This window comes from Oerskovia sp. NPDC057915 (assembly GCF_042887685.1).
In the GTDB taxonomy this organism is placed as follows: Bacteria; Actinomycetota; Actinomycetes; order Actinomycetales; family Cellulomonadaceae; genus Oerskovia.
Genome location: NZ_JBHVOS010000013.1, coordinates 97,451 through 110,955 on the forward strand (window position 1 = coordinate 97,451; position 13,505 = coordinate 110,955).

The 13,505-nt window shown below is 74.5% G+C and carries 12 protein-coding genes; 7 read left to right on the top strand and 5 right to left on the bottom strand.

Going from position 1 to position 13,505, the window contains the following annotated elements:
* The first annotated feature begins 35 nt into the window (after window positions 1–35).
* On the top strand, window positions 36–1,760 hold the full coding sequence (locus tag ACFVQ3_RS10620; RefSeq protein WP_387638476.1) for a hypothetical protein: 1,725 nt from the start codon (window positions 36–38) through the stop codon (window positions 1,758–1,760).
* Between the two features lie 107 nt (window positions 1,761–1,867).
* On the opposite strand, the gene ACFVQ3_RS10625 is transcribed toward ACFVQ3_RS10620, so the two are convergent.
* From ACFVQ3_RS10625 to lpdA, 3 genes are all read right to left on the bottom strand, one after another.
* Window positions 1,868–2,758: a TIGR01777 family oxidoreductase gene (locus tag ACFVQ3_RS10625; protein WP_387638479.1), complete on the bottom strand. Its 891-nt coding sequence runs from the start codon at window positions 2,756–2,758 to the stop codon at window positions 1,868–1,870.
* Between the two features lie 129 nt (window positions 2,759–2,887).
* Complete coding sequence (gene sucB / locus ACFVQ3_RS10630; protein WP_387638481.1) at window positions 2,888–4,681, bottom strand: 2-oxoglutarate dehydrogenase, E2 component, dihydrolipoamide succinyltransferase; 1,794 nt, start codon at window positions 4,679–4,681, stop codon at window positions 2,888–2,890.
* 29 nt (window positions 4,682–4,710) lie between these two features.
* Window positions 4,711–6,093, bottom strand: a complete 1,383-nt coding sequence (lpdA, locus tag ACFVQ3_RS10635) for a dihydrolipoyl dehydrogenase (RefSeq protein WP_387638484.1) — start codon at window positions 6,091–6,093, stop codon at window positions 4,711–4,713.
* A gap of 259 nt (window positions 6,094–6,352) precedes the next feature.
* Here lpdA and ACFVQ3_RS10640 point away from each other — a divergent pair, with 259 nt between their 5' ends.
* Entirely contained in the window at window positions 6,353–6,697 is a 345-nt protein-coding gene (locus tag ACFVQ3_RS10640; protein ID WP_387638486.1) for an oxidoreductase, read from the top strand.
* A 371-nt stretch (window positions 6,698–7,068) separates the two neighbouring features.
* On the opposite strand, the gene ACFVQ3_RS10645 is transcribed toward ACFVQ3_RS10640, so the two are convergent.
* Window positions 7,069–8,571, bottom strand: a complete 1,503-nt coding sequence (locus ACFVQ3_RS10645; protein ID WP_387638489.1) for a leucyl aminopeptidase — start codon at window positions 8,569–8,571, stop codon at window positions 7,069–7,071.
* Window positions 8,572–8,666: 95 nt separating this feature from the next.
* Between ACFVQ3_RS10645 and ACFVQ3_RS10650 the strand changes: the two genes are divergently transcribed.
* The 4 genes from ACFVQ3_RS10650 to ACFVQ3_RS10665 are packed head-to-tail and all read left to right on the top strand — an operon-like array spanning window position 8,667 to window position 10,910.
* Window positions 8,667–9,023 carry a hypothetical protein gene (locus ACFVQ3_RS10650; protein WP_387638491.1) on the top strand — a complete coding sequence of 119 codons (357 nt, stop codon included), beginning with the start codon at window positions 8,667–8,669 and terminating at the stop codon, window positions 9,021–9,023.
* Between the two features lie 11 nt (window positions 9,024–9,034).
* A complete protein-coding gene (locus tag ACFVQ3_RS10655; RefSeq protein ID WP_387638494.1) occupies window positions 9,035–9,622 on the top strand; it encodes a hypothetical protein in 588 nt (195 codons plus the stop codon).
* Window positions 9,619–10,704, top strand: coding sequence for a quinone-dependent dihydroorotate dehydrogenase (locus tag ACFVQ3_RS10660; protein WP_387638496.1), 1,086 nt, complete (start codon window positions 9,619–9,621; stop codon window positions 10,702–10,704). The genes ACFVQ3_RS10655 and ACFVQ3_RS10660 overlap by 4 nt, the downstream gene beginning before the upstream one ends.
* Entirely contained in the window at window positions 10,701–10,910 is a 210-nt protein-coding gene (locus ACFVQ3_RS10665) for a hypothetical protein (RefSeq protein WP_387638498.1), read from the top strand. Before ACFVQ3_RS10660 ends, ACFVQ3_RS10665 begins: the two co-directional genes overlap by 4 nt.
* 162 nt (window positions 10,911–11,072) lie before the next feature.
* Here the strand turns inward: ACFVQ3_RS10665 and ACFVQ3_RS10670 are convergent, their stop codons facing one another.
* Complete coding sequence (locus ACFVQ3_RS10670) at window positions 11,073–12,566, bottom strand: PLP-dependent aminotransferase family protein (RefSeq protein WP_387638501.1); 1,494 nt, start codon at window positions 12,564–12,566, stop codon at window positions 11,073–11,075.
* 61 nt (window positions 12,567–12,627) lie between these two features.
* On the opposite strand from ACFVQ3_RS10670, the gene ACFVQ3_RS10675 reads away from it, so the two are divergent.
* A complete protein-coding gene (locus ACFVQ3_RS10675) occupies window positions 12,628–13,386 on the top strand; it encodes a YitT family protein (RefSeq protein WP_387638504.1) in 759 nt (252 codons plus the stop codon).
* Window positions 13,387–13,505: the final 119 nt, after the last annotated feature.

Consider the following 13,505-nt stretch of genomic DNA (forward strand, 5'->3'; position numbering starts at 1 on the left):
CTGTCCGTCGGGCCGTGCCCTGCTGGGATGGGGCGATGTCGAGCGTCCGCCCGCCCCGCGCACCCCGCCCTTCCCGCGCGAGGGCTCTGGAGGGTGCCGCCCCGTCGGCGCCGCCTCCGGCGATCCAGGACCTCCTGGCACGTCGCGGCTGGGCCGTCGTCGGGCACGCCGAGGGCGCCGGACCCGACGGGGCGCGGGGACGCCGCTGGGTCGTCTCCGACGGCTCGGGGTGGTGTCGCGACGTCGATCTGGTGCACGTGCCCGCCGAGCCCGCGGCGAGGGACGTCCTGGTCGAGCGGCTCGACGCCCTGCGCCTGCTCGACCACGAGCATCTCGCGCGCGTCGAGGAGGTCGTCGAGGCCGGCACCGGGAGCCTCGTACGGATCTCCTCGCGGCCGCAGGGCGTGGGTCTGCCGCTCCTGCAGGTCAGCCGGGGCCCGTTCGAGGCCGGGGAGGCCGTGACCCTGCTCGTGCCCCTCGCGCAGGCGCTGGCCGCGCTGCACGCGTCCGGGCTGTCGTACGGCGGGGTCGCGGAGTCGGACGTCCTGCTCGACGCCGAGGGACGGGCCGTCCTGCGGATGCCGCTCGACCTGTGCGCCGCGCCCCCGGCCGACGACGTGAGGTCGCTGGCAGAGCTCGTCAGGGGCGTCCTGCCGCTCCCCGCCGCCGCGACGGTCCCGGGCGACGGTGCCGAGGAGCCCGACCCGCAGCTCTCGGCCCTGCACGCCGAGCTCGCCACGGCCTGCCGTGCGGACCCCCGCACGCGGCCCGAGGTCGGGACGTTCGCGGCGCTCTGCTTCGAGGCCGCGTCCCCGACCCCGATCGTGATGCCCGACGGCGCCCGGCTCGCCGCGGCGGCCATCGCCGCCCGGTCGGGGCCCGGGGCCCCGCGCCGGACGGGGTCGTCCCTCGACGGGGACCGGCCGCGCGACGACACGGTCGTCCGGCCGGCGGGGGCGTCCGGTCGGGGCTCCCCGGCGGCCCGCGTGGCCCCCGGCCCGGGCGGGTGGCCGTCGCGCACGCGGCGGGAGCGCACTGCCCGACGACGTCGCTCGGCCTCCGGGGCCGGGCACCACCCCGCGCTCGTCGCGGGCCTCGTCCTGGTCGCGTGCGCCGTGCTCGTCACGGGGGTGATGCTCGTGGGCCCGCACCGCCCGGGCGAGGGCGTCGGTCCGCACCGCGCAGGCGAGGACGTCGGCCCGCAGGCCGGCCCGTCACGCCCCGGCGCCGAACGTCCCACCGCTCCGAGCCCAGCGGATCCTGACCCCGCGGACCCCGACCCCGCAGACCCTGACCACGCGGACCCCCACCCCGCCGACCCCACCGTGCTCGACCCGACGCTCCGGGCCGACGACCCGGCAGGCGCCGCTGTCGAGCTCACGGAGCGCCGGGTCGAGCTGCTCGCAGGGGAGCGGTTGCCGTCGGACGTCCTGGCCCCCGGGTCGCCCGCCGAAGCCCTGGACGTCGACCTCCTGGACCAGGTCGCCGGGTCGGGGATCGTCATCGACGGAGCGACGGCATCGGTCATGGCGGCGCGTGCCGTCACGTCGGGAGACGGCGGTGGACGCACGGTGCCTGGGCCCGTCGCGGAGCCGCGACCGGGGACCGAGACGCAGGTCGACGTCACCTACTCGGTCTCCGGGCACACCCAGCGGGCGGCTGACGGCTCGGTCACGGCGGTCGCGGCGACCGAGCCGTCGACGGCTCGCCTGACGCTGCGGTGGACCGACGTCGGATGGCGGGTGAGCGCGGTGGCGTGACGCCCGCCCGCCGCCTGCCGCCTGCGGCTCGCCGCCCGCCGCCCGCCGCCCGCCGCCCGGCACGGAGGACAGGGTCAGTGTCGAGGACGGGCAAGGACGGACGGGTCTCAGCCCGCGGCGACCCAGCGGGCCGCGGACTCCAGGTCCGGGTGCTCGAACGCGAAGCCGCTGGCCTCCAGGACACGGGGCAGGGCACGCTGCGACCCGAGGATGTCGGACGCGAATTCGCCGAGCGCAACCTTGAGCGCGACCGACGGGACGGCCAGGACGGCGGGGCGGTGCAGGGCGTCGGCCAGCGCCCGGGTGACCTCTGCGTTCGTGGCGGGCGCCGGGCCCGTGAGGTTCACCGGCCCGTGCACGTCGGTCTCGAGGAGGTGCAGCACGGCCGAGACGTGGTCGCGCAGCGTGATCCAGCTCCAGTACTGGCGGCCGCTGCCGAGCCTGCCCCCGACCCCCCACCGCAGGAGAGGCAGCATGCGGGCCAGCGCGCCGCCGTCGGGCGTCATGACGATGCCCGTGCGCAGGTGCGCGACCCGCACCCCCGCGTCCTGCGCAGGGCGGGTCGCGGCCTCCCACTCCGTGACGACCCGCGCGAGGAAGCCCGCGCCCGGTCCCGACGTCTCCGTCAGCACCTGCGCGCCCCGGTCGCCGTAGTACCCCACGGCCGTGCCCTGGAGGAAGACGGGAGGGGGAGCGTCGAGGTGCGCGAGCGTGCGCGCGAGCAGGCCCGTCGTGCGCGTCCGGGACTCGAGGATCGTGCGCTTGTAGCCGGACGTCCAGCGGTGGTCCCCGACGCCGGCGCCCGCGAAGTTGACCACGGCGTCCGCGCCCTCGAGCGCGCGCGGGTCCAGGGCGTCCTCGTCCGGGTCCCAGAAGTGCTCTTGCGCGGTCTGCGGGGGCCTGCGCACCAGACGGCGCACCGTGTCACCGCGCTCCCGCAGGCGTTCGAGGAGCTCCGTACCGATGAGACCGTGCGACCCGGCCACGACGATGTCCATCCGACCACGGTACGGCCCCCGGGAGCACCGCGCGCCACCCGGCGAGGGATCCGCCAGGAACGCGGCAGGCCCCCCGACCCGGAAGGGTCGAGGGGCCTGCGGCGTGGTGGGCTCAGCGAGCTCCGAGGGTCAGAGACCGACCTCGGACTCGAAGGCGCCCTCCTCGATGCGGTTCTTGATCGCACCCAGGAAGCGGGCTGCATCCGCGCCGTCGACCAGGCGGTGGTCGTACGACAGGAAGATGTAGCTCATCGAACGGATCGCGATCGACTCGTTGCCGTCGGCGTCGGTCACGACGACCGGGCGCTTGACGATCGTGCCCGTGCCGAGGATCGCGACCTGGCCGCCGGGGACGATCGGCGTGTCGATCAGCGCGCCACCGGAACCGGTGTTCGTGATCGTGAACGTCGCGCCGCCCAGCTCGTCCGGCCCGATCTTGTTGATGCGGGTGCGGCCGGCGAGGTCGGCGATCTTGCGGGCCAGCCCGGCGAGGTTGAGGTCACCGGCGTCCTTGATGACCGGGACGACCAGGCCACGCTCGGTGTCGACCGCGATGCCGACGTTCTCCTGCGGGTGGTAGACGACCGAGTCGCCGTCGATGCTCGCGTTGATCTTCGGGTAGGCCTTGAGGGCCTCGACCGCGGCGAGCGTGAAGAACGGCAGGAACGTGAGGTTGGCGCCCTCGCGTGCCTTGAAGTCGTTCTTGGCCTTGGCGCGCAGCTTGGCGACCTTGGTCACGTCGACCTCGACCACCGTCGTGAGCTGGGCCTGCGTCTGCAGGGCCTCGACCATGCGCGTCGCGACGAGCTTGCGCAGGCGCGACATCTTCTCGGTCGTCCCGCGCAGCGGCGAGACGGCCGGGACGCTGGCGGCCTTGGGCGCGGAGCCCGACGGCGCAGCAGCGGCAGGTGCCGGGGTCGCCTTGGCAGCCTCCGCCTTGGCGGCCGCCTCGAGGACGTCCTCCTTGCGGATGCGGCCACCGACGCCCGTGCCCGTGAGGGACGCGACGTCGACACCCTTCTCCGCGGCGAGCTTGCGCACGAGCGGGGTCAGGTAGGAGCCACCGGTCGAGCCGGAGGCGGCACGCGAGGCGGGGGCCGCAGGAGCGGCGGGAGCCTCTGCTGCCGGAGCGGCGGCCGGGGCGGGAGCTGCCGCCGGAGCCGGGGCAGGCGCCGCGGGGGCGGCCGGTGCCGGGGCTGCTGCGGGAGCCGGAGCCGGTGCCGGAGCGGCCTCGGGAGCCGGAGCGGCCTCAGGGGCCGGTGCGGCGGCGGCCGGAGCCGGTGCTGCCGCACCAGAGCCGACGATCGCGAGGACGGTGCCGACCTCGACCGTCTCGTCCTCCTGGACGAGGATCTGCTGGACGGTGCCCGCCACGGGGGAGGGGACCTCGGTGTCGACCTTGTCGGTCGAGACCTCGAGCAGGGGCTCGTCGACCTCGACCGTCTCGCCGACCGCCTTGAGCCAGCGGGTCACGGTGCCCTCGGTGACGGACTCGCCGAGCGCAGGGAGCTTGATCTCCTCGCCACCCGAGGCGGCGGGCGCCTCGGCAGCGGGAGCGGCGGGCGCCGGTGCGGCGGGAGCCGGTGCCGGCTCGGCCGCGGGGGCGGGGGCCGGCTCGGCGGCCGGCGCGGGGGCCTCGGCGGCGGGAGCGGCCGGGGCCTCGGCAGCAGCCGGGGCTGCGCCTGCGCCGGAACCGATCACGGCGAGGTCGGTGCCGACCTCGACGGTCTCGTCCTCCTGGACGAGGATCTGCTCGAGCACGCCGGCGAACGGCGAGGGGATCTCGGTGTCGACCTTGTCGGTCGAGACCTCGAGCAAGGGCTCGTCGATCTCGACGCTCTCACCGACGGCCTTGAGCCAGCGGGTGACGGTTCCCTCGGTGACGGACTCGCCCAGTGCGGGCATCTGCACGTTGTCAGACATGACCTCTCGGGTCTCCTTCGATCGTTGGGTCAGTTGTGGGCGTGCAGCGGCTTGCCGGCGAGGGCCAGGTGGGCCTCTCCGAGAGCCTCGTTCTGCGTGGGGTGCGCGTGGACCAGGGCGGCGACGTCCTCGGGGTACGCCTCCCAGTTCACGATGAGCTGGCCTTCGCCGATGAGCTCGCCGACGCGCGCGCCGACCATGTGCACGCCGACGACGGGGCCGTCCTTCTGGCGGACGAGCTTGACGAAGCCCGTGGTCCCGAGGATCTTGCTCTTGCCGTTTCCGGCAAGGTTGTACTCGAGCGTCTCGACGCCGTCGGCGCCGTGCAGCTCCTTGGCCTTGGCCTCGGTCAGGCCGACCGACGCGACCTCGGGCTCGCAGTACGTCACGCGGGGGATGCCCGACTCGACGATCGGCGTCGGGTTCAGGCCCGCGATCTGCTCGGCGACGAAGATGCCCTGGGCGAAGCCGCGGTGCGCGAGCTGGAGCCCGGGGACGATGTCTCCGGCGGCGTAGATGTTGCCGACGCCCGTGTGGAGGCGCTCGTCGACGATCACGAAGCCACGGTCCATGGTGATGCCCTGCGCCTCGAAGCCCAGGTCGGCGGTGCGGGGGCCGCGGCCCACGGCGACCAGCAGGAGGTCGGCGTCGAACGTCTTGCCGGACTCGAGGGTCACGTGCACGCCCGAGTCGTCCTGCGTGACGCCCGAGAAGCGGTCGCCCAGCGTGAAGCCGATGCCGCGCTTGCGGAACGCGCGCTCGAGGGCCTTGGACAGCGACTCGTCCTCGTTCGGGACGAGGTGCGGGAGGGCCTCGATGATCTGCACGTCGGCGCCGAACGACTTCCAGACGCTCGCGAACTCGACGCCGATCACGCCGCCGCCCAGGACGATCGCGCTCTGGGGCACGTAGTCCAGGGTCAGGGCCTGGTCGGACGTGATGACCCGGCCGCCGATCTCCAGCCCGGGGAGCGAGCGGGCGTACGAGCCCGTGGCGAGCACGACGTTCTTGCCCGTGTAGCGCTGGCCCGCGACCTCGACCGTGTCCGCGGCGACGAGCGTGCCGTGGCCCTCGATCACCGTGATCTTGCGGGACTTGATGAGACCCTGCAGGCCCTTGTACAGCCCGGCGATGACGCCGTCCTTGTACGAGTTCACGCCGTTCATGTCGATGCCCTGCAGCTGGCTCAGGACGCCGTACGCGCTGCCCTCGCGAGCGTTGTCGGCGAGCTCCGCGGCGTGCAGCAGAGCCTTCGTGGGGATGCAGCCGTTGTGCAGGCAGGTCCCGCCCAGCTTGTGTGCTTCGACGAGAGCGACGTTCAGTCCGAGCTCGGCGGCACGCAGCGCGGTGGCGTAGCCGCCGCTGCCTCCGCCCAGGACGAGGACGTCGAAAGGTGTGCCGGTCTCGGCCACGTGCAGCTCCTTAGGCATACGAAAAGAGGGAGAGCAAAGTTCTCGTGACATCTTGGCACTTCGGTCAGCCGTACCCCAATCGGAACGCACACTCTTGCGTGTGATGCTCAAGACAGCCACGCCGGGCATCCGGACCGTCCCGTGGTCCGGACGGTCCCGGAGGGTGGGCCACCCGGGTGCGGCCCCGCCGCTCCTCGCCCACAGGAGGGACCGAGCCCGATCCCAGGAACGCTCCAGGCGGAGCAAGTACCCTTCCTCCATGTCCAGGCTGTCGCAGCTCTTCTCCCGCAAGCCCGCGAACGGTGCCGGTGCCCCCGCGGGTGCCCCGTCGACCGCGGACCAGCGCCGCGCGACCGTCGAGCACCTCGCCGACTTCGCCCGCACCCGGGTGGGGGTCGAGGCGTACATCGAGCCGCCGACGAACGACACCCCTACGACGCTCATGCTCATCGCGACCACGGGGGAGTGGACGAGGCGCCGCGTCCCCGACGCGAAGACGGCGCGCAAGGTCGCCGAGCAGCTCGAGCTCCCCGTCTACGACGTGAACTTCACCGGGTACCCCCAGCGCATGCGGGACTGGAACTCGAAGCAGCGCAAGCGCTGAGCCGGTCCGCAGGCGCCGACCCGCCCGCAGGTGCGGAGCCCGCCCACGGGTGCCCGTCCTGCCCGCAGGCGCCGACCTCGCCCGCAGCCGCCGGTCCCGTCCGCAGGCGCCGACCCGCCCGCAGGTGCGCGCTCCGCCGGCGGAGGCCGGCGCTCCCAGCGGACGAGATGCGGCCATGTGGGGTCGAGGTCCTTCTCTGACCCCGGTTGGCCGCATCTCGACGCCCGGGTCATGCGCTGAGGCTGCGACCGACCACGTCGGTGCGCGGTCCGGACCCGGTGCCGGCCGGAACGACGGACGGGCCCGACCCCGAGAGGTCGTGCCCGTCCGTCTCCCAGGAGCGGACCGCGCCGAACGCGGCCGCCCGGCGACTACTTCTTCGCCGCGCGTGCCTCGAGCAGCTCGACGAGCGTGCGGACCGCGACGCCCGTGCCGCCGACCGGCGTGTAGCCGAACGCCGCGCCCTCGTTGAACGAGGGGCCCGCGATGTCGAGGTGGGCCCACGGCGTGGTCCCGACGAACTCCTGCAGGAACAGGCCGGCGACGAGCATCCCGCCGAAGCGGTCGCCGATGTTCGCGATGTCCGCGACCTTCGACTTCATCGACGCGGCGAGCTCCTCGGGCAGGGGCATGGGCCAGAACTGCTCGCCCGCCGCCTCTGCTGCCGCGACGACCTCGCTGCGGACGTCGTCGGACCCCATGACGGCCGAGACGCGCGTACCGAGCGCGACCATCTGTGCACCCGTGAGGGTCGCGACGTCGAGCACGACGTCGGGCTTCTCCTCGACCGCGGCGACGAGACCGTCCGCCATGACGAGGCGGCCCTCGGCGTCGGTGTTGAGGACCTCGACGGTCTTGCCGCCACGGATCGTGATGACGTCCGAGGGGCGCTGCGCGGTGCCCGACGGCATGTTCTCGGCGAGGCAGAGCCAGCCGGTCACCGCGACAGGCAGGCCGAGCCTCGAGGCCGCGAGCACGGTGTGCAGGACGGCGGCCGCGCCGGCCATGTCGGACTTCATGGCCTCCATGCCCTTGGCAGGCTTGATCGAGATGCCGCCCGAGTCGAACGTGATGCCCTTGCCGACCAGCGCGACCTTGGCGTGCGGGCGCGAGGGGGAGTAGGACACCTTGACGAGGCGCGGGCCGCGCGACGACCCCTGGCCGACCGCGAGGATCCCGCCGTACCCGCCCGACGCGAGGCCCTTCTCGTCGAGCACCGTGACCTTGACGCCAGTGCCCTTCGCGGCAGCCTTCGCGATGTCGGCGAAGGCCGCGGGGAACAGGTCGTTCGGGGCCGTGTTGACCAGGTCGCGCGTCGCGTGGACCGCGGCGGCGATCGTCGCGGCACGCTCCACGGCGGCCTTCGCCTTGGACCCGCGAGCGAGCGACGTGAGGACCTCGATGGTCGAGACGACGCCGGCAGGCTTCGAGCCGGTCGTGCCCGACGCGTCCCTGTAGCGCGTGAACGAGTACGCGCCGAGGAGCGCACCCTCGGCGATCGCGGCGACCTCGGCCTCGTCCTTGGCGGGCAGGGCCACCGCGACCGACGCGGCACCCTTGAGGTCGCGCACCGCGGCACCCGCCGCACGGCGCAGCGTCTCGGCCGCGAACGAGCCCGACTCGTCACGGGCACCGAGCCCCGTCAGGACCAGGACGCCGGCCTTGAGGTGAGCGCCCGCGGGCACCGTACGCACCTCGTCGCGCGCACCGGTGATGCCCAGCACGGGGGCGAGGGCCTCGAGCTCGGCGACCACGTCGCGAGGGAGGTCGTCCCCCACGACGGCCACGCCGTCGGACGTCGTCTGGGTCCCGACGACGAGCGCGTCCACCTTCACGCCGGTCGGGTTCTTGCTGGAGAGAGTGAGTTCAGCCACGGCTCGATGCTAGCCGCTGCGCGGACCCGGGCCACCGGTGGGGCGAGCGACGGGCGATTCCTGCCCGCGGGCCGGACGCCGGTAGGCTCGGCGTCGTGGTCCTCCCCCTCGTCCTCCTCGTGGTCGCGCTGTGCGCGGCCCTCACCGGTTGGGCCGGGTGGTTCGTCGCCCGCAACCGCGCCGTCGTCCTCAAGCAGCTCTGGGGCGGTGCCGTCATCGAGGGCGCGATCGTCCTGCAGATGATCGTCGCGGGCGTCCTCGCCGCGACGGGGAGCTCGGCGAGCGACCCCGTGAAGCTCTGGGGATACCTGATCACCGCCCTGTTCATCCTGCCCGTCGCCGCCGTGTGGGCGTTCGCCGAACGCACCCGCTGGAGCTCGGTCGTGCTCGCGGTCGCCGCGATCACCGTCGCGTTCCTCGAGTGGCGGCTGTGGCAGATCTGGACCGCCTGAGGAGAGATGGCGTGACCCACCCCGAGAACCCCGAGACCGCACCCGACCCGGCGACGGGCGCGCCGCCGTCGGGCTCCTCCGACGCACCCGCCGCGCTAGGCGCCCCGGACGGCCAGAGCGCTCCCGACGTAGCGGAGGCCCCCGCCGGCCCCGCCATGCAGGGCGCACCCGACGCCCCCCGCCGGACCGGCAGCGGGTTCGGCCGCGTGCTGGTCCTCGTCTACGGGATCTTCGCGATCTCCGCGACCGCACGGGCCTCGATCCAGCTCCTGCGCGACTGGCACGAGGCCCCCGTCGCCTACGGGCTCTCGGCGCTCGCGGCCGTGGTCTACATCGTGGCGACGATCGCGCTCGCTCGCGGGTCGTCGACGTCGCGGACCGTGGCATGGACCGCCGTGACGGTCGAGCTCGTGGGCGTGCTCGCCGTCGGGGCCTGGTCCCTGCTCGACCCCGCGGCGTTCCCGAAGCCCACGGTGTGGTCCGACTTCGGGATCGGCTACGGGTTCGTGCCGCTGGTCCTGCCGGTCGTGGGCCTCACCTGGCTGTGGCGCACGCGCCCGCCCCGGACCTCCACCACCGAACCGAAGGAAACCGCATGAGCCGGCTGTACTCCCTCCTCTTCAACGGCGTCTTCAAGCACATGGACCCTGAGAAGGCGCACGAGGTGGTGTTCCCGGTCATCTCCCTCGCGGGTCGCACGCCCGTCGTGGGTGGCGTGATCCAGGGGGCCGCGGCCCCGTACCTGGGCCGCGGCGCGAACGGCCCCGGCAGCGTCGAGGCGCTCGGCCGTACGTTCCCGGCGCCGTTCGGCCTCGCGGGCGGGTTCGACAAGAACGCCAAGGCGATCCGTGGGCTCACGATGCTGGGCTTCGCGTTCATCGAGATCGGCACCGTGACGGCGCACGCCCAGCCCGGCAACGAGAAGCCGCGCATGTGGCGCGAGCTGTCGATGCGCGGCATCCGCAACCGGATGGGCTTCAACAACGAGGGCGCCGCGGCCGCGGCGCAGCGCCTCGAGGCCCTGCGGCGGTCGGCGTCGGGTCGAGCGATCCTGATCGGCGCAAACATCGGCAAGACCAAGGTCACCCCGGCCGAGGACGCCGCGGGCGACTACGCGACGAGCGCCGCGCTCCTCGCGCCGCACGCCGACTACCTCGTCGTCAACGTCTCGTCGCCCAACACCCCGGGCCTGCGCGACCTGCAGTCGACCGAGGCGCTGCGCCCCATCCTCCAGGCGGTCCGTGAGGCTGCCGACGACGCCACGCGTGCGGCCGGTGCCCGACGCATCCCGCTGCTCGTCAAGATCGCCCCGGACCTCGCGGACGAGGACGTCGACGCGGTCGCCGACCTCGCGCTCGAGCTCGGCCTCGACGGCGTCGTCGCGGTCAACACGACGATCGGGCACGACCTGGGCCCCGGCGGGCTCTCTGGCCCGCCGCTGCTCGCGCGGGGGCTCGACGTCGTCGCCCGCCTCCGCGGTCGCCTCGGCCCGGACGTCACGATCGTCGGTGTGGGCGGCATCTCGACCGCCGACGACGCGCGCGCCTACCTGGCGGCCGGCGCCGACCTCGTGCAGGGTTACACCGGCATGATCTACAACGGCCCGTTCTGGGCCGCGAGCATCAACCGGTCCCTGGTACGTGACACGGCCCGGGGGACCCGAGGTGGAGGCGCACGATGATCCGACCCCAGTGGGTGTGGGAGCTCGACGACGCGGACGGGCGCGCCCTCACGACGCCCGTGAGCCCGGCGTTCACCAACCAGTACGACGCCGAGCAGTGGCTCGGCGAGACGTGGCGTGAGCTCGCCGCGCAGGGAGCGGCCGCGGCGCGGCTCCTCAACGACGGGGCACAGGCCACGGCGACCGTGGAGCTGCGCACGGCGTAGCGCTGCCGCGCGGTGTGGGCTGAACCGGGCGACGTCGCCGAGTGTGCAGTTCGGGCTGTCGATCGAGCCTGGGGACGACCCGAACTGCACGCTCGACGATGTCGGCACCGAGGACCGGCCGCCGCGGCATCGACGCGGCGCCGAGCACCACAAGCCCGGGCGCTAGCCCGCCACGTGCTCCCACGCCGCCACCAGTCGCGGCACGGCACGGCGGATCGCCTCGGCGTCGGGCGCGAACGTGAGCCGGACGCGGGAGGTCGCGGCGCCGTCGGGCGTGAGCGACGGGCCCGGGTTGACGACCAGGCCCCGCACCGCGGCGGCCGCCGCCAGTGCGTGCGCGAGCGGGCGTCCCAGGTCGACCCACAGCGAGAGCCCGCCCGCGGGCGCGGTCACGTGCCACGAGGGGATCGCGGCAGTGACCGTCGAGCGCAGGAGGTCGCGCTGCGAGCGCAGGAGGGGCAGGCGTCCGGCGAGGACCTCGTCGCGCCGCGCGAGCAGCTCGACGACCGCGAGCTGCTCGAGGACCGACGTCGCGATGTCGCTCGAGCCGCGGACGCGCGCGAGGTGCGCGACGACGTCGGGGTGCGCCCGGACCCAGCCCACGCGCAGCCCGCCCCAGAACGTCTTGGAGGCCGACCCCACGGTGAGCAGGTGGCTCGTCGCGGAACCGTCGCCCGCGAGGGGCTCGGGCGCGGGGCCGTCGAGCGCGATGTCGGTGAGCGTCTCGTCACCGACGACCGTGACCCGGTGCCGCAGCGCGATGCGCCGGACCTCGGCGCGCTCGTCGGGCGTGAGGCTGTAGCCCGTCGGGTTGTGGAAGTCGGGGACCAGGTACGCCAGCCGCGGGGTCGCCGCGCGCACGGTCGACTCGAACAGGGCGACGTCGAACCCCGGGCCGTCGCCCGGCAGGCCCGCGCCCACGGGGAACCCGACGACGCGAGCCCCGCGCGCGACCATCGCCTCGATGCCGTGCGCGTACGTGGGGGACTGGACCACGACGCGGTCGCGCGGGCGCAGGAGCGACTGGGCGAGCGTCGAGATCGCGTGCTGCGCGCCCGTGGTCACGAGGACCTGGTCCGGGGTCGTGGGCGTGCCGCGCTCGGTGAGCCGCTGCGCGACGGCCTCACGCAGGGGCTGGAGGCCGAGCGGCTCGTACCCGCGGCCCGACAGGTAGCCGGGGAGGGCTTCGAGCGCGCGACCGTAGGCCGCGTGGAGCTGGGGCGGGGCGGCGGGGGCGGCCTGCCCCAGGTCGACGAGGTCCTCGGGCGGCTCGACGCCCGTCGGCACGGGCGCGTCGCCGCCGCACCACTGCGGCTGGGCGCGGCGCGTGGGCCGGGGCAGGACGGCGACCGTCCCGACCCCCGTGCGGCTCGTGACGAACCCGCGCTCGCGCAGGGCCGCGTAGGCCGCGGCCGTGGTCGTCCGGGAGACGCCGAGCGCCCCGGCGAGGTCCCGCTCGCTCGGCAGCCGGGTGTGCGGGGCGACGGTACCGGACAGGACCGCGCCGCGGACGGCGTCGGCGAGCGCGGCGTACGCGGGCCCGCCGGACTGCCACCCGGCGACGAGCGCGGCGAGCGCGGGGGCGGACAGGCGCCGGTGCACGGGGGGATGGGCCGGGGCAGCGGGCCCGGGGGACGTGGCGAGCGAGGTGGCCATGAGGCCACTCTTCCCGAATTGGCTATGGATCACCAGTCCACTGCGGGTGCAGAGTGGGGGAGTGTCCACGACCTTCAGCCCCCTGCGCCGCACCGTCCAGCTCACGCTCGGACTGTTCGGCTTCTCCCTGACCATGGCCATGCTCATCCACTCGGGCATGGGCGCCATGCCGTGGGACGTCTTCCACCAGGGCGTGGCCCTGCGCTCCGGGCTCGCGCTCGGGGTCGTGGTCGTCGCGTCGAGCGTCGTCGTCATGCTGCTGTGGATCCCGCTGCGCCAGCGTCCCGGGATCGGCACGATCGCCAACATCGTCGTGATCGGCGCGACCCTCGACCCGTTCCTCCTGCTGCTCGAGCGCATCGACCCGGACCCCTCCACGGCCGGACGCGTGGCGCTCGCGGTCGCGGGCGTGCTCCTCAACGGCGTCGCGACCGCGGCCTACCTCGGGGCGCGCCTGGGTCCTGGCCCGCGCGACGGCCTCATGACGGGGCTCGTCGGTCGCACGGGCTGGCCCGTGCGGCGGGTCAAGACGGCGATCGAGGTGCTCGTGGTCGCGATCGGCTTCGTGCTCGGTGTGACGCTCGGCTGGGCGACGGTCCTGTATGCGCTGGGAGTGGGTCCTGTCGTCCAGGTCGCGGCGCGGTGGCTCGCACCGCACCTGCGCCCGGCGGTCGTGCCCTTCCCCGTGCCCCAGCCCGACGGCGCCGCTCACCTCCCCGGGCACGGCGCCCCGGGGGAGGGGTCGGGGGAGGCCGGTGGAGCGCCGGCCGCAGGCGGCCAGGGCGAGGTCCCGGGCGAGCCCGAGCCGAACGCGGCGTAGGCCGGGCCCGCGCGGCCGGTCGGTCGTCGAGTGTGCAGTTCGGGTCGTCCGGGGCTGCTCTGGGCAGCCTGAAGTGCACACTCGGCGGTCTCCAGGCCCGACGGCGGAGCGCACCCGGG